We start from the raw sequence: 17,759 nt of genomic DNA, 5'->3' as shown, positions 1-17,759 counted from the left end.
GGGTTTTGTTGCGCGCAAAGCCCCGGTATCAGGCCCCTTATGACGCAATACTTCACCATAAATCGCCTGGGTCATCAGGGAGACGGCATTGCTGACGGCCCGGTTTACGCGCCGCGTACCCTGCCAGGTGAGGTGGTAAGTGGTACATTAATAGGGCAGCTGCTGACTGACCTACGGGTTGAAACACCCTCGGACCAACGGGTGAAACCTCCTTGCCGTCACTACAAGGCCTGTGGTGGATGCCAATTGCAGCACGCCGCAGATGATTTTGTGGCCGACTGGAAGGTCGAAGTGGTGCGCACTGCACTGGCGGCGCAGGGGCTAGAGGCACAGATGCGCCCGATCCATACTTCTCCCGAGCGGTCGCGCCGCCGTGCCACGATCGCCGTGCGTCGGACCAAAAAGGGCACGCTGGCCGGATTCCATGGCCGAGCGTCCGACACGATCACCGAAATCCCCGATTGTCATCTGCTGGACCCGGCCCTGATTGCTGCCATACCGGTGGCCGAGGCGCTGGCTATTCTGGGCAGTAGTCGCAAGGGCGTGCTGGCCGTGACACTGACCTTGTCCGAAGGCGGGCTGGATGTGGCTGTCAAGGGCGGCAAGCCGCTGGATGGGCCGTTGGAACTGGCATTGGCGCAGGCAACCGAGAAGCACGGCTTGGCGCGGCTTAGCTGGGATGGTGAAGTGATCGCAATGCGCCAACCTCCGATGCAACGCTTTGGGGATGCTGGGGTTGTGCCACCGCCCGGAGCATTCCTGCAGGCGACAAGAGATGGAGAACAGGCTCTATTACAGTCAGTATTACAGGCGACGCAGGGTAAAAAGCGCATTGCCGACCTGTTTGCAGGCAGTGGGACCTTCTCACTCCCCCTCGCCGAAAATGCCGAGGTTCACGCGGTCGAAGGTGAAGCCGCGATGACGGATGCGCTGGATCAGGGCTGGCGCCGCGCGCAAGGGTTGAAACGGGTCACGACCGAGTCCCGCGACCTGTTCCGCCGCCCGCTGATGCCCGATGAGCTGAAATCCTTTGACGCTGTTGTGCTGGACCCGCCCCGCGCCGGGGCCGAGGCGCAAGTTGTCGAACTGGCACAGGCGCAGCGCCCGGTGATTGCATATGTCTCGTGCAACCCGGTGACCTTCGCGCGGGACGCAAAAACGCTGGTTAATGCGGGCTACACTCTTGAATGGGTACAGGTGGTGGACCAATTTCGATGGTCGTCACACACGGAACTTGCCGCGCGGTTTGTATGGGGGTCCGCATCATGAGCAGACAGGAGAGTGTCAATATGGGCTTCAATCAGCGTCTGCTGACCATCATCGAACATCCCACTTTTGGCCGGTTCATCACTGCGGTCATCATCTTTAATGCTGTGTTGTTGGGGATGGAGACATCGCCAACCCTGATGGAGGCCGCGGGACCCCTGATCGTGACGCTGGACACAATCTGTCTGGCCATTTTCGTGGCCGAGATCGCCATGAAGCTGTTGGCGACCAGGCGACGGTTCTTTCTCAGCGGCTGGAACGTTTTTGACTTTATCGTTGTCGGCATCGCCCTGATCCCCAGCGCCGGGGGGCTGTCGGTGCTGCGGGCGTTGCGAATCCTGCGGGTACTGCGGGTTATCTCGGTCGCGCCGCGCCTGCGGCGGGTGGTCGAGGGTTTTATTTCGGCCCTGCCGGGCATGGCCAGCGTATTCCTGTTGATGGCGATCCTGTTCTACATCGGTGCCGTGATCTCGACCAAGCTGTTCTCGGCCACTTTCCCGGACTGGTTCGGCGACCTAGGTCTGTCGGCCTATACGCTGTTCCAGATCATGACGCTGGAAAGCTGGTCCATGGGCATTGTCCGTCCGGTGATGGAGGTCTATCCCTATGCTTGGCTGTTCTTTGTTCCGTTCATCATGGTCACCACCTTTGCGGTGGTGAACTTGCTGGTCGGTCTGATTGTGAACTCGATGCAGGATGCGCATCATGCCGAGGATGAGGTGCGAACTGACGCCTATCGCGACGAAGTATTGGAACGGCTGGAAAGCATCGAGCGCCGCCTGACCGAACAGCAGCACATCAAAAAGTGATTTCAGTTTTTCGGAAATCTGGCATAATGCTGAAAAAAAAGAGCAGGCAGTGAAACATGGATCGTCGAGCATTTGGATTGGGCGCTATGGCAACGCTGGGCCTTTCGGCCTGTGCCACAGCTAGCCCACGATTTCTGACATACGATGGCCCCGAGGTGACCTCATTGGTCATCAACAAGGGTTCGCGGAAGTTGTATCTTCTGCACAACGAAACCATTCTCAAGGAATATAAGGTGGATCTGGGCTTTGCGCCGAATGGCACAAAGACCAAGCGCGGTGATGGCCGCACCCCCGAAGGCAGTTATCTGATCGACCGTCGCAACCCCAACAGTCGCTATCACCTGTCGCTGGGGATTTCCTATCCGAATTCCAATGATATCGCGCAGGCCAAGGCGGCCGGTGTTGATCCGGGTGGTGATATTTTCATTCACGGTCAGCCGAAAAAGCGGTCGGAACTGAAACGCGCCAAGAAGACAGCGGATTGGACCGCCGGTTGTATCGCCGTCAAGAATGAAGAGATCGAAGAGATCTATGCGATGGTCAACAAGGGCACACTGATCACGTTGCGCCCGTAACTGGTTCCCAATCCCCGAACCCGAATTGCACATAGTCGCGCTGGTAGGCCTCAGCCGCCAGCGTTTCTAATTTATCGTCATAAATTTCGGCCAACGTGAACGGGATTTCCGGCGCGCAAAACCCGGGTGTTGGTGGGCTGTGATGCCCCATCCGTCTGACTAGATCGGGCAGGGTTGTTGCGATCTCATCCTCGCGCAGGATGAGGTCAGGCAGAGCAAAGGATGCCATCCCGTCTAATACCTGAGACTGGCTGCACCACGTTCCATCCACACGAACGGGCGTCTGTCCGGCCAGATTTTGGCGTAGGAAGATTAGGAAAGCCGAAAACGCCTCATAATGCTGATCAACCGGGTAATTGCCGTCACGCAACTGACCCGGGATCGGAATTTTGAATCGGTTGCGCAGCATATTTCGGATTTTCAGGTAAGCGCCGGGCCCGGTGCTGAGGATGTTGGAACAAAAGGCCGAATGCGCCCGTGCCAGAGGGTGCTGTAGCACCGTGAATTTTCGGTGTCCGAGATGAGCGTGCAGCCATCGCCGCATCTGTTTGCGGTTCAGATTGGTGACCAGCTTGTCGGTGCTGACCGAGTCAAGATCGGCCATCCATTGGGTCACCGGTGCCTCAAGCCCGCCGCGTATTGGCATAAACATCAAGGGCGTATGCGGCGCGGCAACATAATTGCCGACGGTCGATCCGCGCCGGGGCTCGAAATTCGGGGTGCGATGCAGGTTGAAACTGTCGATCCGGGCCAAGGCATGCTCGGTCTCTTCCGGGTTTGTCACCTTGGACAGGGTCGGGCCCGGGTTCTGCGGCTTGATCGTATCGTCAATCGAAGCCGACCGCGCCGATATACCCAACCACGCGGCCAGCCCGTTCAGTACCTCCAGATTGGTCAGGTCGTCATAGGAAATGTAAAACCCGGTTTGACCCGTTCGCTGAAGGGTATTGAGCAACAAGAGCTGAAAATCCTGCTGTCTATCCAGATAGGATTCAAACTCTTCCGTATTAAACTCTACCTGTGCTTCGCGGCGGCGTTTGATGTTCTTCAGTTGCCATTGCTTGGTTTCCCGCGCAATTTTCAACGAAACGTAACTGTCCAGAGGATTGCGCGTCAAAATGATCTTGGCGCAACGTGGGTCAGCCAAAACAGGCTCTAACACACGGGCATCGTGCCCCTGAAAGAAGCGGAACCCATTTAACTCGCCGGGTGCATCTTTGATTGCCTGTACCAGTTTCATCGGATCGCCGTCACGATCTTCCAAAGTTACATCCAATAGGCTTTCAGATTTCAGCCGACCAATGAAATGTGGGTTGAATGCCTCACCAAAGCTGGTGACGCCTTCAAGCGCGTTGAGATTGAACTCAAGCAGGTTGGACCCGGTGCGCATCGCGGCGAGGATGACGAAATAGTCGAACTTGGATGTCATGACAGACTATTGCACCAGATAGGGTTTCTTGAATGGCCGAACCCGCGCGCCGAAAATATCATCCGCCGGAAAATCCCCCACCATATAAGGATGCATTCCCTGATTTTTGAGGTTCTGGAGGAATTGTCCAAAGCCAGTCAAATCCACCATTATTGGCGCCTCGGTCAAATGGTTCGCGCGATGGGTGCCGATTTCCTCGATCACGGTCTGCATGGGCTCCATCGGAGATTCCACAAATTCGGCCAAGGACCAGGTCCGCACCTGCGCCTTGGTCCAGACCGAGCCCAGAACCTCAAGCTGTTTGGTTTCAATCTGTTGAAGGCGCGCCGCTTCACAGCGGATATCGGCGAAATTCATGTTCGACCGGAACAGTGGGATCGCCCAGGCCCCGGTGATAACCGAGATTTGCGCGTTCTTATCCCGCGCCAGAAACCAGCTGATCTTTTGCGTGTCCCTGGGACCGAATTGAAAGCACTGCCGCTCACCCCGTGTGTTCCAGATCAGGTTCGAGATAAAGGCAGTTGGGTTATAGTCACGCAGAACCGCACAATCGCTGAGCGCACCGTTTGTGATCGTGTCCCCGTTGGCAAACTCGGCCCGAGCGGGGCCAAACAGGTGCCCATGCACCCGTGCGCCTGTGGTCTCAGCCAGCCAGGGTTCAAAATCCTCGAACAGCTCGGAAAAGCCCTGAAATACCGAATAAGGGAATGAGGTCAGGCCGTTCTCACTGCCGTGGCGAGGAAAGCGGCTTTGCATGTACAGCCCGTCGCGCCCACGGGTTCGACGCTCGACCGCTTTGGAAAACACCCGGTCGATCTTGCCCGGGTTGGGTTCGGCTGGTCGCATGGCGCTGCTCTGATCGGTCAGAAAGGCCTGATACAGCCGATCAGCACGCGGCCAGATCTTTCGGGCCACAAAACAGTCCGAGCGGCGCAGCAACTGCAGATGATCATCATAAAAGATATGTGGTCGCCCCTGATAGTCGAATTTCGACAAGGTCAGCGACCGGCTTTCGATGTGGGTGGAATACAGTCGGGCCAGCGTCTGGAAATAGCTTTCATCCGGAATCCAGACGCGGCGGAAATAGCGGTCATAGGTCTGCCGCTTGGGGTCCTGCAGAATGGCCGACAGGGTCTGTCGGGTCAGGCACCACCATTGGCTGCCCATATGCGGCATCAGCCCTTCGGGGATTTTGCGGCGCATCCCGAGGGCGCGTTGCAGTTTTACATAAGCGTCGAACAGTTTGCGGTTCCGGCGCCAGGAAAACGGAAAGCGCAGTGTAAAACGTTCCTGATCCAGACCACCGATCGTCCAGCTGACATCGGCGGTCGTTGCGCTTTCGATGAAATCGACCCGAGGCCGGTCAGAAAGATAGTCGATCAGCTCATCCACGGGCCGCAGGGGCAGGCAGGCCCCCGAAGACAGGTAGACGTGATGTACATCCGGAAAAGCGTCAAGCATCAGTTCGGCCGCGGATTGTGAGGCCGCGACAATTCCCCAACTACCCCATTCGCAGGTATGGCGTTCCGAGAACCGGATCAACGCTTCATCCGCGAACGCGGCAACGAAATCGGAATAAACTTGATCCGGCACTTTGCGGTCCACATGGATCACCACCGGACAGCCCGATGCCGTCCAATGCCGTGCCACCTGCTCGGCCCGGTGCAGTGCTGTATGAACCAGCATGACAACGCCCAGACGGCTCATGCCCAGTTTCCTTTCGACATGAGGCCAAGGATCTCAAGCTGACGCCAGTTGATGTATTTCTCGGACCGGTCACACCAAAACACCGGCTGCTCGTCCAGCCCCTGGGCATATGCGCGATATTCGCCCGAGCGGCGGTAATGCTGGCCACGCTGCATCTCTTCGCGGGCTTTGTCGCCCAGCGTGCTGATCAGCTTGGCGTGCAGCAACGCGCCGCTGGTCTTTTCACCGCCCCAATCGTCATAAACCTGGTTCAATCCACGCGGCAGCAGCGAATGAGTCGAGCTGACATAGACATAGCGACGGTCCCATTTGACCAAGGGGATCTTGTTCAGCGCAGGCGCTTGCAAGGGGGTGTCGCGAAAGAACACGCGCGCACGAGGTCCCCCCTGAATCCACAGATTCTTATACTCGGGGTTCTTTGTGATCATATAGTTGCCAGCATCAAACCAGCGGGCGATCTCAAACGGGTCCTGCCCTTCGTGATACGGCTGAGCATCCACTGGTCCTTGCGGATACATGTCGATCAGCATGGTGCCGAAACTGCGTACCGCGCAGCCGTCCAGCCAATCGGTCAGGGCGCGGATCGGACGGGTGTCGCAGAACGGATAGATAAAGAACTCATCCGGGTCGACTGTCAGAACCCAATGTCCGTGTGCGTATTTTCGCAACAGGTAGTTTGACCAATCCAATCCAAACGAAGCCTGTTTATAGCTGGCATTTGCCCGCCAGACCGAAACGTCGGGTTGGCTTGCCAGGTATTCGCCCGAGCCATCATCGCTGTCGTTGTCGACAAACAGAAAATGATCGACGCCCAACCTGCGGTAGTATTCCAGAAAGTAAGGCAGGCGGATTTTCTCGTTCCGCAGAACGCTCATCAACAAGACATCTTCGCGTTGGATATTGTTGGTCTTGTCGGAAATCGGCTTTAATTGCCGACGTTTGCGCAGGCAGCGCACCAGACGACGCTTGCGCCGCAATCTCATTCGGTATGAATCCAACAGGCTCACGCGTTTGCACTGCCTTTTTCGTTACGCGAGCATGCCCGGGGGCTGGACGATCCAGAGTGGTGCCGGGCAAGTGCCGTTTTATGCCATTGATGCATCTTTCAAGGCAACGAATTTAAAAACCGTTAGTCACATATGCTGCTTTTCAGCAAACTTTCCCCATCAGACCCAATTGTTGTAACTGGGCCCAGCCCTCAAGACGCACGGACTGAGGCGTCCACATGTCGGGGCGGTTTCCAATTGCATCATAATATGACCCAAATAGGTCGGGATCATGAAAATGCTGCCGTCGGGTTTTTTCGGTCGATGACTTGTCCACCACCTCAGGAAGAAATTTGGTGTGCAGCAACACGCCCGAAGGCGTCTTGCCGCCGGGGCCGTCATAGACCGTGTTCAGGTGTCGGGGCAGGGCCGAGTGGCACGAGTTCACATAGGCATGGCGCCGTGACCAGCGCACTAGGGGTATTTTGTTCAACGTGGGTGAATGCCGCGGCCTGTCGGCAAAAAACATCCGTTCTCGCGCGCCACCCTGCACCCACAGGTTGCCCAATGGGCTTTGGCGCTGCGCCCGGTAGGGGCCGGGATCGAACCAGCTAAGGGTTTTGGTCGGGTCCATTTCGGGGTCATAGGGCTGCGCGCCCAGTGGCCCCTTGGGGTAGAGATCCAGCAGCAGCGCGCCAAAGGCGATGTGGCCTTGTTGGTCCAAGGTGCCTGTTAGGTCATGCAGGGATTTGCTGTCGTGGTTGGGGTAGATCAGCAGCTCATCCGCGTCCACCATCAAGGTCCAGTGTCCGTGGCCATAGCGCATTTGCAGCCATGTCAGCCAATCCAAACCGTATCGCGCGTCGCGATAGCTGTTAAGGGTCTGCCACAGCGACACATCGGGCTGATCGCGCAGAAATTCTACCGAGCCGTCATCGCTGCCGTTATCCACGACCAGAAAGTGATCCACCCCAAGCCCGCGATAGTGGCGGAAGAACCACGGAAGGCGATTGATTTCATTGCGCAACGTGGTGAAGGCCAGTACCGCGCCGGGTCTGATTTGCGCGGTCTGATCCTTGAGGCTGGCTAGCTGATGGCGGCTGCGAAAGGATCGCCAAAGCAACCGCCGTCGTTTCAGACGCAACCGGTACTTCTGCACCCATCCAATGGGTGGAAGATTATCGGCTGCATGATCTGTCACCTATGGCTCACTTTTCGTAATTGCCGTTCTGATGCCAGCGCCAGGCATCACTGATCATAGTCTCTAACGTTGATCTTTTTGGGGTCCAACCAAGCTCTTGCCCGGCGCGGACCGAGCCTGAAACAAGCTTGGTGCAATCGCCAGCGCGGCGGGGGCCGATGGAATAGGGCACCTCGCGGTTGGTGACGGCTTTGGAATGGCCGATCACCTCCATCACCGAAAAGCCCGATCCGGTGCCAAGGTTGAACACGCGGCTGCCCTTGCCCTGTTCCAGCCAGTTCAACCCCAGAACATGGGCATCGACCAGATCACAGACATGCACATAGTCGCGGATGCAGGTACCGTCGGGCGTGTCGTAATCGGTGCCGAACACAGTCAGCCCGTCGCGCTTGCCGTCAATGGCGTCCAGCATCAGCGGCACCAGATGAGTTTCGGGACGGTGGAATTCCCCCACTTCACCCTCGGGGTCGGCACCGGCTACGTTGAAATAGCGGAAGATCACGTGGTTCAGGCCATATGCGGCCTCGAAATCATGCAGGATATCTTCGATGGCCCGCTTTGAGGCACCATAAGCGTTCAGCGGCAGTTGCGGTGTGTCTTCATCCAGCACCACATTGTCATGCTCGCCATAGGTGGCGCAGGTCGATGAGAACACAAAGTTCAGGCAACCGGCTGCCACGGCTGCCTCGATCAGGTTCAGTGATCCGGTGACATTGTTGGTCCAATATCTGCCGGGCTGGGACATCGCCTCGCCCACCTGACTGAGGGCGGCGAAGTGCATTACGGCGGCGGGCTGGTATTTGGCGAAGACCTCATCCAACCGAGCGCGATTCCGCAGATCGCCCTGTTCGAACGGTCCGAATTTCACCGCGTCCTGCCAGCCGGTGATCAGGTTGTCATAAGTCACGGGTGTATAGTCCGCCTGCGCCAGCGCCTTGCAGGCGTGCGATCCGATATATCCAGCTCCGCCGGTTACAAGAATATTGGTCATCTGTCTTCCAGACAAAGAAGTTTGTGCCCTGCTATGCCAACAGGTGTGTTTAGGTCAGGGGGAAAATGGCTCAATCCAACCCCATCGCGGCCATCATTTCCTCAAGCTTGGGAACGTCCTGCGGGTTGTTCAGCTCCCAGAATTGGCGACCTTTGGCCTCAACCTCAACGCACAGAACTTTGCGGCCATTCTCCATAAAGCGCAGTTGCTCAAGCCCTTCCAGCTGTTCCAGCGGGCCCACCGGCCAGGTGGAATAGGCGGCCAAAGCATCGGGGCGATAGGCGTAGACGCCGACATGGTGGAAAACCGGGGTCTCTTCTTCGCCTGCGTAGGTCTCGGCGGTGAACGGGACGACTTCTTTTGAGAAATACATGGCGCTGTGATCCGCGGCGAAGACGGCGGTGGTGCCGCCAACGCGCCCGTGCTTGCGGTCGTTTAGCAGGCTGTTCAGCGCGTCACCATCGCAGCGCAGCACGGGTGTGGCCACGCCCGCCCCGGGCGCAGCGCGCAGGCCAGCGATCAGGTCTTCGACAAACCAATGCGGTGTCAGCGGCGCGTCGCCTTGCAGGTTCACCACGATGTCATAGCCAGCGCCAAGGTTGGCATGGGTCTCAGCGCAGCGTTCGGTGCCATTGCCGCAGCTTTCCGAGGTCATCACCACCTCGGCCCCGAACCCTTCGGCCACTTCGCGGATGCGGTCGTCATCGGTGGCAACGACCACCTTGTCGACGCCCGACACCGAACAGGCAGCGCGCCAGGACCGCTCGATCAACGTCATCGCGGTGCCATTGGCGCCGGTCAGCGGAACCAACGGTTTGCCCGGATAGCGGGTCGAGGCATAGCGGGCGGGAATGGCGATCAGAACGGACATCAGGCCTCCTTCAGGTCAACACCCGGAGCGTAGGCGATAAAGAACGGGTTTGCATAGCCGTCCTTGCCATAGGTCAGCGGTGAATGATCATCAAAGCGCACCACGTTGCCGCCCGCACCGGCCAGCACGGCATGGCCCGCGGCGGTGTCCCATTCCATCGTGCGGCCAACGCGGGGGTAAAGATCTGCCTCGCCCGTGGCCACCAAACAGAATTTCAGGGATGAGCCCGCGCTCTTGCTGTCCTTCACCTGATATTTGTTGATGTAATCCTCGGTGGCCTGATCCCGGTGCGATTTCGACGCCACGATCATAAGCGCTGAATTGTCCGGATTAGACACTGATATGGAAGTCACCTCCCCGGCCTGGGCTTTGTCCAATGCTCCGGTCTCTTCAACCGACTGACCATCGGCCTGTGTATAAAACATGCGGCCCTTTGCAGGCGCATAAACCACGCCACGGGTTGGAACGCCGTTTTCGACCAACGCAATATTCACCGTGAAATCGCCGCGCCGGTTGATGAATTCCTTGGTGCCGTCCAATGGATCAACAATCAGGAATCTGTCACCCTTTTCTGAATGCGAGGCTGCCTGTTCCTCTGTCACCAGCAGAATATCCGGGAAGGCATCGCGCAGACCGGCCGAAATCAGGGCATCGGCAGCTTCGTCTGCTTCGGTCACCGGGCTGGAATCGGATTTGACCTTTACGTCGAAATCATCCGAATTGTAGATCTCCATGATCTTGTCACCGGCTTCCAGGGCCAGCCGTCGAATGACGGGAATGAGGGCGTCGTAGGTCACAAAAAAGCTCCGTTCCTGTGATTTGTTGATCGAATAGCCTGACGGCCTTATGATGTGCCGGTTACGGAACGGCAAGAATTTCGTGACAGATTGCAGGCGAAAAAACGGGAAAGACGCTTCGGGTGTATTATTTCAAGCGAAACCAGTCCTTACTGGGCGGCGCGTTCACAACGGTCGAGCTGATTTTCCACGCCGTTGTTCGCAGCATACGGTCCCAGCATCACAACGCGGTCGTGGCCATAATCATCAACATCTTGCAGGTTCTGGCCCTGGTTTTGGTGTTATATACGATCCTGTCTTTCCTGGGACCACGTATTGCAAGAATCCGCGGCGAATTTGTCCTGTTTCTGCTGTCGGGCGTGTTTCTGTTCATCACCCATATCAAATCCGTCAGCGCGGTAGCGGGGGTTGGGACCGGCAACAACCCGATGATGCTGCATTCGCCTATGAACATGGTTGTCGTCCTGTTGGCCACCGCTTTTGGGGCGCTTTACACGCAGATTGTGACAATCATCGTGATCCTCTTTATTTACAGTGTAGCAGTCGCGCCAATTGAAATTCAGGAACCGGGCGGCGCTTTTGGCATGTTGATCCTGAGCTGGTTTGTTGGCTGCGCAATTGGCGTCGTCTTCATGGCTCTGCGACCGTGGTTTCCCACTTTTGTGACAGTCCTGACCAATATCTACCGGCGCTTGAACATGATCTTTTCGGGTAAAATGTTCGTGGCGAATGCGCTGGGCGGTGCCACGTTGGCCATGTTCACCTGGAACCCCCTGTTTCACCTCATCGATCAGTGCCGCGGTTTTCTTTTCCGCAATTATTTTCCTCGCAATACCAGCTGGGAATACGCGCTTTGGGTGGGGCTGATCCTGCTGCTGATCGGCTTGTTGGGAATTTTCTTTTCCCGTCAGCATGTGTCCCAAAGCTGGGAGGCGCGCCGCTAACCGGCCACACGCAGCGTCAGGTTGATCCGACCACCCTTGGGCAACAGTTTCGAAGACCCGAACCGGATGCGGTCGACGCCGTGATAGGTCAGCCGGGCGGGCCCGCCCATGATCACCACATCACCCGAATTCAGCCAGATGGATTCGGTCTTGCCGCCCCGTGTCTGGTTGCCGATGCGGAACAGGGCATCATCCCCCAGTGAGATCGACAGGACCGGCCAGGAAAAATCGGCCTCGTCCTTGTCTTGATGCAACCCCATCCGGGCCCCTTCGCCGTAGTAGTTGATCAAACAGCAATCAGGATCGCGATCCGCGCTGGCAAGGTCGCGCCAGATACCAAGAATCTGATCCGGGATCGCGGGCCAAACCGCGCCTTTGGGGTGTTGCGCCTGATATCGGTAACCCGTCTTGTCGGTGACCCAGCCCAGTGACCCGGCCGACGTCATACGCACGGACATTTCCTTACCCGATGGCGTGACCGGCCGGAACAAAGGGGCCGATTTCAGAATCGGCCGCAGGCTGTCGATCAGCCGCTCCTGCGCGGGCCCGTCCAGCCAGGCTTTCCTGATATCAAAACCGCGTAAAAGCAGCCGCGCCATCCGAGAGTCCCCGATCCTTGCAAAAACCTTGCCAAAAAGGCCACAGATTCCCGAAAACCAGCGTTTTACAACGCTTGCAGGCCTCTGATCCCGCCCTTATATACGCCGGGACGCGCGATGGTGTAGGGCTGTTGCGCACATCAGATCGGGGCCGGGTGCCATAACGGGTTCGGACCTCGGGACATCGCCTTGAAGAGAAAGGGATTGAACATATGGGAAAAGTAATCGGGATTGACCTCGGAACCACCAACTCGTGTGTGGCCATCATGGACGGCTCGCAGCCGAAGGTCATCGAAAACGCCGAAGGGGCGCGGACCACGCCCTCGATCGTCGCCTTCACCGAAGATGAGCGACTGGTCGGTCAGCCTGCAAAACGCCAGGCGGTCACCAACCCCGACAACACGATCTTTGGTGTTAAGCGTCTGATCGGTCGTCGTGTGGATGATGCAGAAGTCGAAAAAGACAAGAAAATGGTGCCGTACGCCATCGTCGATGGCGGCAATGGCGACGCGTGGGTTGAAGCCCGCGGTGAAAAGTACTCCCCAAGCCAGATCTCGGCCTTCACTCTGGGCAAGATGAAGGAAACCGCCGAGAGCTATCTGGGTGAGGAAGTCACGCAAGCCGTGATCACCGTTCCTGCATATTTCAACGACGCACAGCGTCAGGCCACCAAAGACGCCGGTAAAATCGCCGGTCTGGAAGTGCTGCGGATCATCAACGAACCGACAGCGGCTGCGCTGGCCTATGGTCTGGACAAGGAAGAAACCCAAACCATCGCGGTCTATGACCTTGGTGGCGGTACTTTCGACGTGACCATTCTGGAAATCGACGACGGCCTGTTCGAGGTCAAATCGACCAACGGTGACACCTTCCTGGGTGGTGAAGACTTTGACATGCGCATCGTCAACTACCTGGCGGATGAGTTCAAAAAGGAACACGGTGTCGACCTGTCGCAAGACAAGATGGCGCTGCAGCGTCTGAAAGAAGCTGCTGAGAAAGCCAAGATTGAGCTGTCTTCGACTTCGCAAACCGAAATCAACCAGCCGTTCATCTCGATGGGTTCGAACGGTCAGCCGCTGCACATGGTCATGAAACTGACCCGTGCCAAGCTGGAATCGCTGGTTTCGGACCTGATCAAAAAGTCGATGAAGCCGTGTCAGGCCGCTCTAAAAGACGCTGGTCTGTCGGCTGGCGACATTGACGAGGTTGTTCTGGTCGGTGGTATGACCCGGATGCCGAAAGTGATCGAAGAGGTCACCAAGTTTTTCGGGAAAGAGCCGCACAAGGGTGTGAACCCGGACGAAGTGGTTGCCATGGGCGCCGCCATTCAGGCTGGTGTTCTGCAGGGCGACGTCAAAGACGTGGTTCTGCTGGACGTGACCCCGCTGTCGCTGGGTATCGAAACGCTGGGTGGCGTGTTCACCCGTCTGATCGACCGCAACACCACGATCCCGACCAAAAAGTCTCAGGTCTTCTCGACCGCCGAAGACAACCAGAACGCCGTAACCATCCGCGTGTTCCAGGGTGAGCGTGAAATGGCTGCGGACAACAAGATCCTGGGTCAGTTCAACCTCGAAGATATCCCGCCTGCACCGCGCGGCATGCCTCAGATCGAGGTGACTTTTGATATCGACGCCAACGGCATTGTCTCGGTTTCGGCCAAGGACAAAGGCACCGGCAAAGAGCAGAAGATCACCATCCAGGCCTCGGGCGGTCTGTCGGATGAAGACATCGACAAGATGGTCAAGGACGCCGAAGAGAACGCGGAAGCCGACAAGGAACGCCGCGAGCTGGTCGACGCCAAGAACCAGGCGGAAAGCCTCATCCACTCGACCGAAAAGTCGATGGAAGAGCATGCCGACAAGGTCGACCCGACCACCATCGAAGCCATCGAGCTGGCAATTGCCGCGCTGAAGGACGAACTGGAGACCGAGAATGCCGACAAGATCAAGTCGGGCATCCAGAACGTCACCGAAGCGGCCATGAAGCTGGGCGAAGCCATCTACAAGGCACAAGCCGAAGAAGGTGAGGATGAGCCTGCGGCGGCAGATGCTGCGCCGGGTGAGGACGACATTGTTGACGCCGAGTTCGAAGATCTGGACGACGACAAGCGTAACTAACGGGTAACCGGGCCAATGTGGGCCGGTCCGGTTGCCGGGCCGGCCCAAATACGTTGAGGCTGAAGGAAATACTGATGTCAAAACGCGACTACTACGATGTGCTCGGTGTATCAAAGGGCGCATCAGCGGATGAAATCAAAAAGGGTTTTCGTAAGAAAGCCAAAGAGTTGCATCCTGATCGCAACAAAGACAACCCGGATGCCGAGTCGCAGTTCAAAGAAGCCAACGAGGCTTATGATGTTCTGCGCGACGCCGACAAAAAGGCCGCATATGACCGTTTCGGCCATGCCGCCTTTGAAAACGGTATGGGCGGCGGTGGTGGTCGTCCGGGCGGCGGCTTTGGTCAGGGTGATTTCTCCAGCGCATTCTCAGACGTGTTCGACGATCTGTTCGGCGATTTCATGGGCGGTCAGCGTGGCGGCCCCGGTGGCGGGCGCCGTGCGGCGCGCGGATCGGACCTGCGCTATAACCTGCGCGTGACGCTGGAAGAGGCGTTCGCGGGCCTGCAGAAAACTATCAGTGTTCCTGCTGCCGTGGCCTGTTCGGCCTGTGACGGATCGGGTGCAGAAGGCGGAGTGGAGCCAACCACCTGTCCAACCTGTTCGGGCATGGGCAAGGTGCGTGCACAGCAGGGTTTCTTTACCGTCGAACGATCCTGCCCGACCTGTTCGGGTCTGGGTCAGATCATCAAGAACCCCTGTAAAGCCTGTGGCGGTGCAGGCCGCGTGGAAAAAGAGCGTGCGCTGTCCGTCAACATCCCCGCCGGTGTCGAGACCGGAACCCGCATCCGCCTGGCGGGTGAGGGTGAAGCTGGGATGCGCGGTGGCCCTCCGGGTGATCTGTATATCTTTGTCGAAGTGTCGGATCACAAGCTGTTCGAACGCGACAGCGTGAACCTGTATTGCCGCGTCCCGGTCAGCATGGCCAAGGCTGCGCTGGGCGGTTCGATCGAAGTGCCAACCATCGATGGTGGCCGCGGCCGCGTGCAAATACCAGCAGGCAGCCAATCGGGCCGTCAGATGCGCCTGCGCGGCAAAGGCATGCCCGCCCTGCGCGGTGGTGGTGTGGGCGACATGTTCATCGAACTGGCGGTGGAAACGCCGGTCAATCTGACCAGCCGCCAGAAGGAACTGTTGAAAGAGTTCGACGATTTGGGTGAGGATAACCACCCGGAATCAAAAAGCTTTTTCTCATCCGTCAAATCCTTTTGGGACGGGATGAAGGGCTAAGATCACTCCACCAAGTTGCTAAAAGGCCGATCCCCTTGGGTCGGCTTTTTTCGTTTTATAGGTCCAGTTTGTCCATGAACTTCGCGAAAATTGGCCCTTGAATCCCTTCGTATCCCCTGAGATTGTCGCGCCAACCGTTGGGGTGCCCTGATCAAGGGGCTGAGAGGCGTGAATGCGCTAACCCATCGAACCTGATCCGGGCAATACCGGCGTAGGGAACGGTCTACACACACAGACGTTTTCCATGCTGCGTTGCCCCCTGATGATGGAGCAACGATATGGCGCATATTGCCCTGACAATTGCGGGCTCGGACAGTGGCGGTGGGGCCGGGATTCAGGCGGATCTCAAGGCTATGTCTGCGTTGGGCGTGTATGGGGCCAGCGTGATCACGGCGGTCACGGCGCAGAACACGCGGGCTGTGACCGCAGTGCATGGCATACCGCTCAACGTAGTGGCCGCTCAGATCGAGGCGGTGCTGACCGACCTGGATGTGAGCGCGATCAAGATCGGCATGCTTGCGACCCCTGAAATTATTCAAACCGTTGCCGGGGCCATCGCTGGGTTTGATGGCCCCGTCGTTTTGGACCCGGTGATGATCTCCAAATCTGGCGATGCCTTGCTGGCACAGGATGCGGTTCGCACCCTGCGTGATGTTCTTGTGCCCCAAGCGACCATGCTTACCCCGAACTTACCCGAGGCCGCTTGTTTGCTGGGCACCTCGGACGCCGAATCCCCCGATCAGATGATCGCGCAGGGGATGGCGCTGTGCGGGCTGGGGGCGCGGTCGGTATTGATGAAAGGCGGACATGGGCGCGGCGACGTTTGCCACGACGTCTTGCTTGATCCTTCGGGAGTTGTGGCAGAATTCACCGCCCCCCGGTGCGATACGCGCAACACGCATGGCACCGGTTGCACCCTGTCGTCTTCGATAGCAGCCGGGCTGGCGCGAGGGCTGGGCCTGACCGATGCGGTCGCGCAGGCGCATGAGTATCTGCAAGGGGCCATTGCTAAAGCTGACGGTCTGATGGTCGGACAGGGGCATGGCCCGGTTCATCATTTCCATCGGGTCTGGCCCGCGTGACGGTCTGGTCGGTCATAGGGGCCGGTGTGGCCGGGCTGGCAGCAGCCAGCGAGCTAGTGTCGCGCGGGGCCAAGGTTCAGATCTTTGATCCCAGTGGTCCACCTGGCCCGCATGGGTGTTCTTGGTGGGCTGGCGGTATGCTGGCCCCATGGTGCGAGTTTGAAAACGCTGAAGAACCGGTGTTGCGGCTGGGAAAGGCTGCGTTCGAGTGGTGGTCTACGCGTACTCGGGTGGAACAACGAGGCACGCTGGTTGTTGCCAACCCGCGTGATCTGCCGGACTTGCGTCGGTTCGCCCGTCGGACCGGGGGGTATACCGAGATTAATCAGGTTGAAATTGCCAATTTAGAGCCTGATTTAACCAGTTTCGCCAAAGGTCTGCATTTCACGGATGAGGCTCATCTGAACCCACGACAGGCGCTGCGGGATCTGCACCGCCAATTACAGGACCAAGGGGTAGTCTTCCACCGGAAACTGGCCCCGACCCAGCTGGAGAATGTAATCGATTGCCGCGGTCTGCACGCGCGTGAGGTTTTGCACGACCTGCGCGGCGTCAAGGGAGAGATGTTGGTGATCCGCTGCCCGGACGTGACCCTGACGCGACCTGTACGTCTACTGCATCCAAGGATGCCGCTGTACATCGTGCCGCGTGAGGATGGTGTCTACATGCTGGGCGCAACGATGATCGAAAGCGAAGACAGCAGCCGCATCACGGCCCGATCCATGCTGGAACTGCTCAGCGCCGCCTATGCGCTGAACCCCGCCTTTGGCGAGGCCGAGGTGCTTGAGATCGGTGTCGATCTGCGCCCGGCTTTTCCCGACAACCTGCCCCGCATCCGGCGGCTGGGGCATACGATTTATGCCAACGGACTGTACCGCCATGGCTATCTGCTGGCCCCAGCGCTGGCGCAGGGAGTGGCCGATCTGGCGTTGGACAACAAACATTCGGAGATGGTCGATGAAGATCGTGCTTAATGGTGAATTGCGCGAGGTGCGCGCCGAAATCCTCTCGGACCTGTTGGTCGAATGCGGGTTCTTGGGGAGGGTGGCGACAGCTGTAAACGAAGACTTTGTGCCCTCGGGTCTGCGCATTGCTCAAAAGTTGACCGATGGCGACCGGGTTGAAGTCGTCGCGCCGATGCAGGGAGGCTGAG

General features: G+C 58.0%; 17 protein-coding genes and 1 riboswitch. Of the genes, 9 read left to right on the top strand and 8 right to left on the bottom strand.

Annotated features, from left to right (window positions below; all coding sequences use genetic code 11):
• Positions 1–39 precede the first annotated feature (39 nt).
• From ACR0B8_RS11555 to ACR0B8_RS11545, 3 genes are read left to right on the top strand one after another with little or no spacing between them, the layout of a single operon-like run.
• Positions 40–1,269, top strand: coding sequence for a class I SAM-dependent RNA methyltransferase (locus ACR0B8_RS11555; RefSeq protein WP_226689024.1), 1,230 nt, complete (start codon positions 40–42; stop codon positions 1,267–1,269).
• Positions 1,270–1,289: 20 nt separating this feature from the next.
• Complete coding sequence (locus ACR0B8_RS11550; RefSeq protein ID WP_170361215.1) at positions 1,290–2,075, top strand: ion transporter; 786 nt, start codon at positions 1,290–1,292, stop codon at positions 2,073–2,075.
• A 56-nt stretch (positions 2,076–2,131) separates the two neighbouring features.
• Positions 2,132–2,650, top strand: a complete 519-nt coding sequence (locus ACR0B8_RS11545) for a L,D-transpeptidase family protein (RefSeq protein ID WP_170361020.1) — start codon at positions 2,132–2,134, stop codon at positions 2,648–2,650.
• Here the strand turns inward: ACR0B8_RS11545 and ACR0B8_RS11540 are convergent.
• The 7 genes from ACR0B8_RS11540 to cysQ form a co-directional block, all read right to left on the bottom strand.
• Positions 2,634–4,079, bottom strand: a complete 1,446-nt coding sequence (locus ACR0B8_RS11540) for a nodulation protein NodH (RefSeq protein ID WP_480658484.1) — start codon at positions 4,077–4,079, stop codon at positions 2,634–2,636. The two genes, ACR0B8_RS11545 and ACR0B8_RS11540, sit on opposite strands and share 17 nt — an antisense overlap.
• Before the next feature lie 6 nt (positions 4,080–4,085).
• Positions 4,086–5,786 carry a beta-1,6-N-acetylglucosaminyltransferase gene (locus tag ACR0B8_RS11535; RefSeq protein ID WP_226689026.1) on the bottom strand — a complete coding sequence of 567 codons (1,701 nt, stop codon included), beginning with the start codon at positions 5,784–5,786 and terminating at the stop codon, positions 4,086–4,088.
• Positions 5,783–6,769 (bottom strand): glycosyltransferase family 2 protein, encoded by a 987-nt coding sequence (locus tag ACR0B8_RS11530; protein ID WP_170361014.1) that lies wholly within the window; start codon positions 6,767–6,769, stop codon positions 5,783–5,785. Before ACR0B8_RS11530 ends, ACR0B8_RS11535 begins: the two co-directional genes overlap by 4 nt.
• A gap of 166 nt (positions 6,770–6,935) precedes the next feature.
• Complete coding sequence (locus ACR0B8_RS11525; RefSeq protein ID WP_226689027.1) at positions 6,936–7,973, bottom strand: glycosyltransferase family 2 protein; 1,038 nt, start codon at positions 7,971–7,973, stop codon at positions 6,936–6,938.
• Between the two features lie 7 nt (positions 7,974–7,980).
• Entirely contained in the window at positions 7,981–8,964 is a 984-nt protein-coding gene (galE, locus tag ACR0B8_RS11520; protein ID WP_226689028.1) for a UDP-glucose 4-epimerase GalE, read from the bottom strand.
• 70 nt (positions 8,965–9,034) lie between these two features.
• The gene (locus ACR0B8_RS11515; RefSeq protein ID WP_226689029.1) at positions 9,035–9,835 is read right to left on the bottom strand and encodes a 3-deoxy-manno-octulosonate cytidylyltransferase; all 801 of its coding nucleotides are present in this window, start codon (positions 9,833–9,835) and stop codon (positions 9,035–9,037) included.
• Positions 9,835–10,632, bottom strand: coding sequence for a 3'(2'),5'-bisphosphate nucleotidase CysQ (cysQ, locus tag ACR0B8_RS11510; RefSeq protein ID WP_226689030.1), 798 nt, complete (start codon positions 10,630–10,632; stop codon positions 9,835–9,837). Before cysQ ends, ACR0B8_RS11515 begins: the two co-directional genes overlap by 1 nt.
• A gap of 122 nt (positions 10,633–10,754) precedes the next feature.
• Here cysQ and ACR0B8_RS11505 point away from each other — a divergent pair, with 122 nt between their 5' ends.
• A complete protein-coding gene (locus ACR0B8_RS11505; RefSeq protein ID WP_170361005.1) occupies positions 10,755–11,576 on the top strand; it encodes an ABC transporter permease in 822 nt (273 codons plus the stop codon).
• Here the strand turns inward: ACR0B8_RS11505 and ACR0B8_RS11500 are convergent.
• Positions 11,573–12,175 (bottom strand): alpha-ketoglutarate-dependent dioxygenase AlkB family protein, encoded by a 603-nt coding sequence (locus ACR0B8_RS11500; RefSeq protein ID WP_170361003.1) that lies wholly within the window; start codon positions 12,173–12,175, stop codon positions 11,573–11,575. The genes ACR0B8_RS11505 and ACR0B8_RS11500 overlap by 4 nt on opposite strands.
• Before the next feature lie 212 nt (positions 12,176–12,387).
• Between ACR0B8_RS11500 and dnaK the strand changes: the two genes are divergently transcribed.
• From dnaK to thiS, 5 genes are all read left to right on the top strand, one after another.
• On the top strand, positions 12,388–14,295 hold the full coding sequence (dnaK, locus tag ACR0B8_RS11495) for a molecular chaperone DnaK (protein ID WP_170349589.1): 1,908 nt from the start codon (positions 12,388–12,390) through the stop codon (positions 14,293–14,295).
• A gap of 74 nt (positions 14,296–14,369) precedes the next feature.
• Positions 14,370–15,524, top strand: a complete 1,155-nt coding sequence (dnaJ, locus tag ACR0B8_RS11490) for a molecular chaperone DnaJ (protein WP_170349590.1) — start codon at positions 14,370–14,372, stop codon at positions 15,522–15,524.
• Between the two features lie 128 nt (positions 15,525–15,652).
• Positions 15,653–15,759, top strand: a riboswitch (TPP riboswitch).
• A gap of 43 nt (positions 15,760–15,802) precedes the next feature.
• Positions 15,803–16,606 carry a bifunctional hydroxymethylpyrimidine kinase/phosphomethylpyrimidine kinase gene (thiD, locus tag ACR0B8_RS11485; protein WP_170361001.1) on the top strand — a complete coding sequence of 268 codons (804 nt, stop codon included), beginning with the start codon at positions 15,803–15,805 and terminating at the stop codon, positions 16,604–16,606.
• Positions 16,603–17,580: an FAD-dependent oxidoreductase gene (locus tag ACR0B8_RS11480; protein WP_226689031.1), complete on the top strand. Its 978-nt coding sequence runs from the start codon at positions 16,603–16,605 to the stop codon at positions 17,578–17,580. Before thiD ends, ACR0B8_RS11480 begins: the two co-directional genes overlap by 4 nt.
• A complete protein-coding gene (gene thiS, locus ACR0B8_RS11475) occupies positions 17,564–17,758 on the top strand; it encodes a sulfur carrier protein ThiS (RefSeq protein WP_226689032.1) in 195 nt (64 codons plus the stop codon). Before ACR0B8_RS11480 ends, thiS begins: the two co-directional genes overlap by 17 nt.
• Position 17,759: the final 1 nt, after the last annotated feature.

Source organism: Ruegeria sp. BH6, assembly GCF_056538105.1.
The sequence above is the reverse complement of the archived record's forward strand: the minus strand, read 5'-3'. Positions and strand labels throughout refer to the sequence as shown.

Bases quoted from the DNA above. Each gene is read 5' to 3' on its own strand.
- ACR0B8_RS11555 (WP_226689024.1), top strand. From the start codon at position 40: ATGACGCAATACTTCACCATAAATCGCCTGGGTCATCAGGGAGACGGC.
- ACR0B8_RS11550 (WP_170361215.1), top strand. From the start codon at position 1,290: ATGGGCTTCAATCAGCGTCTGCTGACCATCATCGAACATCCCACTTTT.
- ACR0B8_RS11545 (WP_170361020.1), top strand. From the start codon at position 2,132: ATGGATCGTCGAGCATTTGGATTGGGCGCTATGGCAACGCTGGGCCTT.
- ACR0B8_RS11540 (WP_480658484.1), bottom strand. From the start codon at position 4,079: ATGACATCCAAGTTCGACTATTTCGTCATCCTCGCCGCGATGCGCACC.
- ACR0B8_RS11535 (WP_226689026.1), bottom strand. From the start codon at position 5,786: ATGAGCCGTCTGGGCGTTGTCATGCTGGTTCATACAGCACTGCACCGG.
- ACR0B8_RS11530 (WP_170361014.1), bottom strand. From the start codon at position 6,769: ATGAGATTGCGGCGCAAGCGTCGTCTGGTGCGCTGCCTGCGCAAACGT.
- galE (WP_226689028.1), bottom strand. From the start codon at position 8,964: ATGACCAATATTCTTGTAACCGGCGGAGCTGGATATATCGGATCGCAC.
- ACR0B8_RS11515 (WP_226689029.1), bottom strand. From the start codon at position 9,835: ATGTCCGTTCTGATCGCCATTCCCGCCCGCTATGCCTCGACCCGCTAT.
- ACR0B8_RS11500 (WP_170361003.1), bottom strand. From the start codon at position 12,175: ATGGCGCGGCTGCTTTTACGCGGTTTTGATATCAGGAAAGCCTGGCTG.
- dnaK (WP_170349589.1), top strand. From the start codon at position 12,388: ATGGGAAAAGTAATCGGGATTGACCTCGGAACCACCAACTCGTGTGTG.
- dnaJ (WP_170349590.1), top strand. From the start codon at position 14,370: ATGTCAAAACGCGACTACTACGATGTGCTCGGTGTATCAAAGGGCGCA.
- thiD (WP_170361001.1), top strand. From the start codon at position 15,803: ATGGCGCATATTGCCCTGACAATTGCGGGCTCGGACAGTGGCGGTGGG.
- thiS (WP_226689032.1), top strand. From the start codon at position 17,564: ATGAAGATCGTGCTTAATGGTGAATTGCGCGAGGTGCGCGCCGAAATC.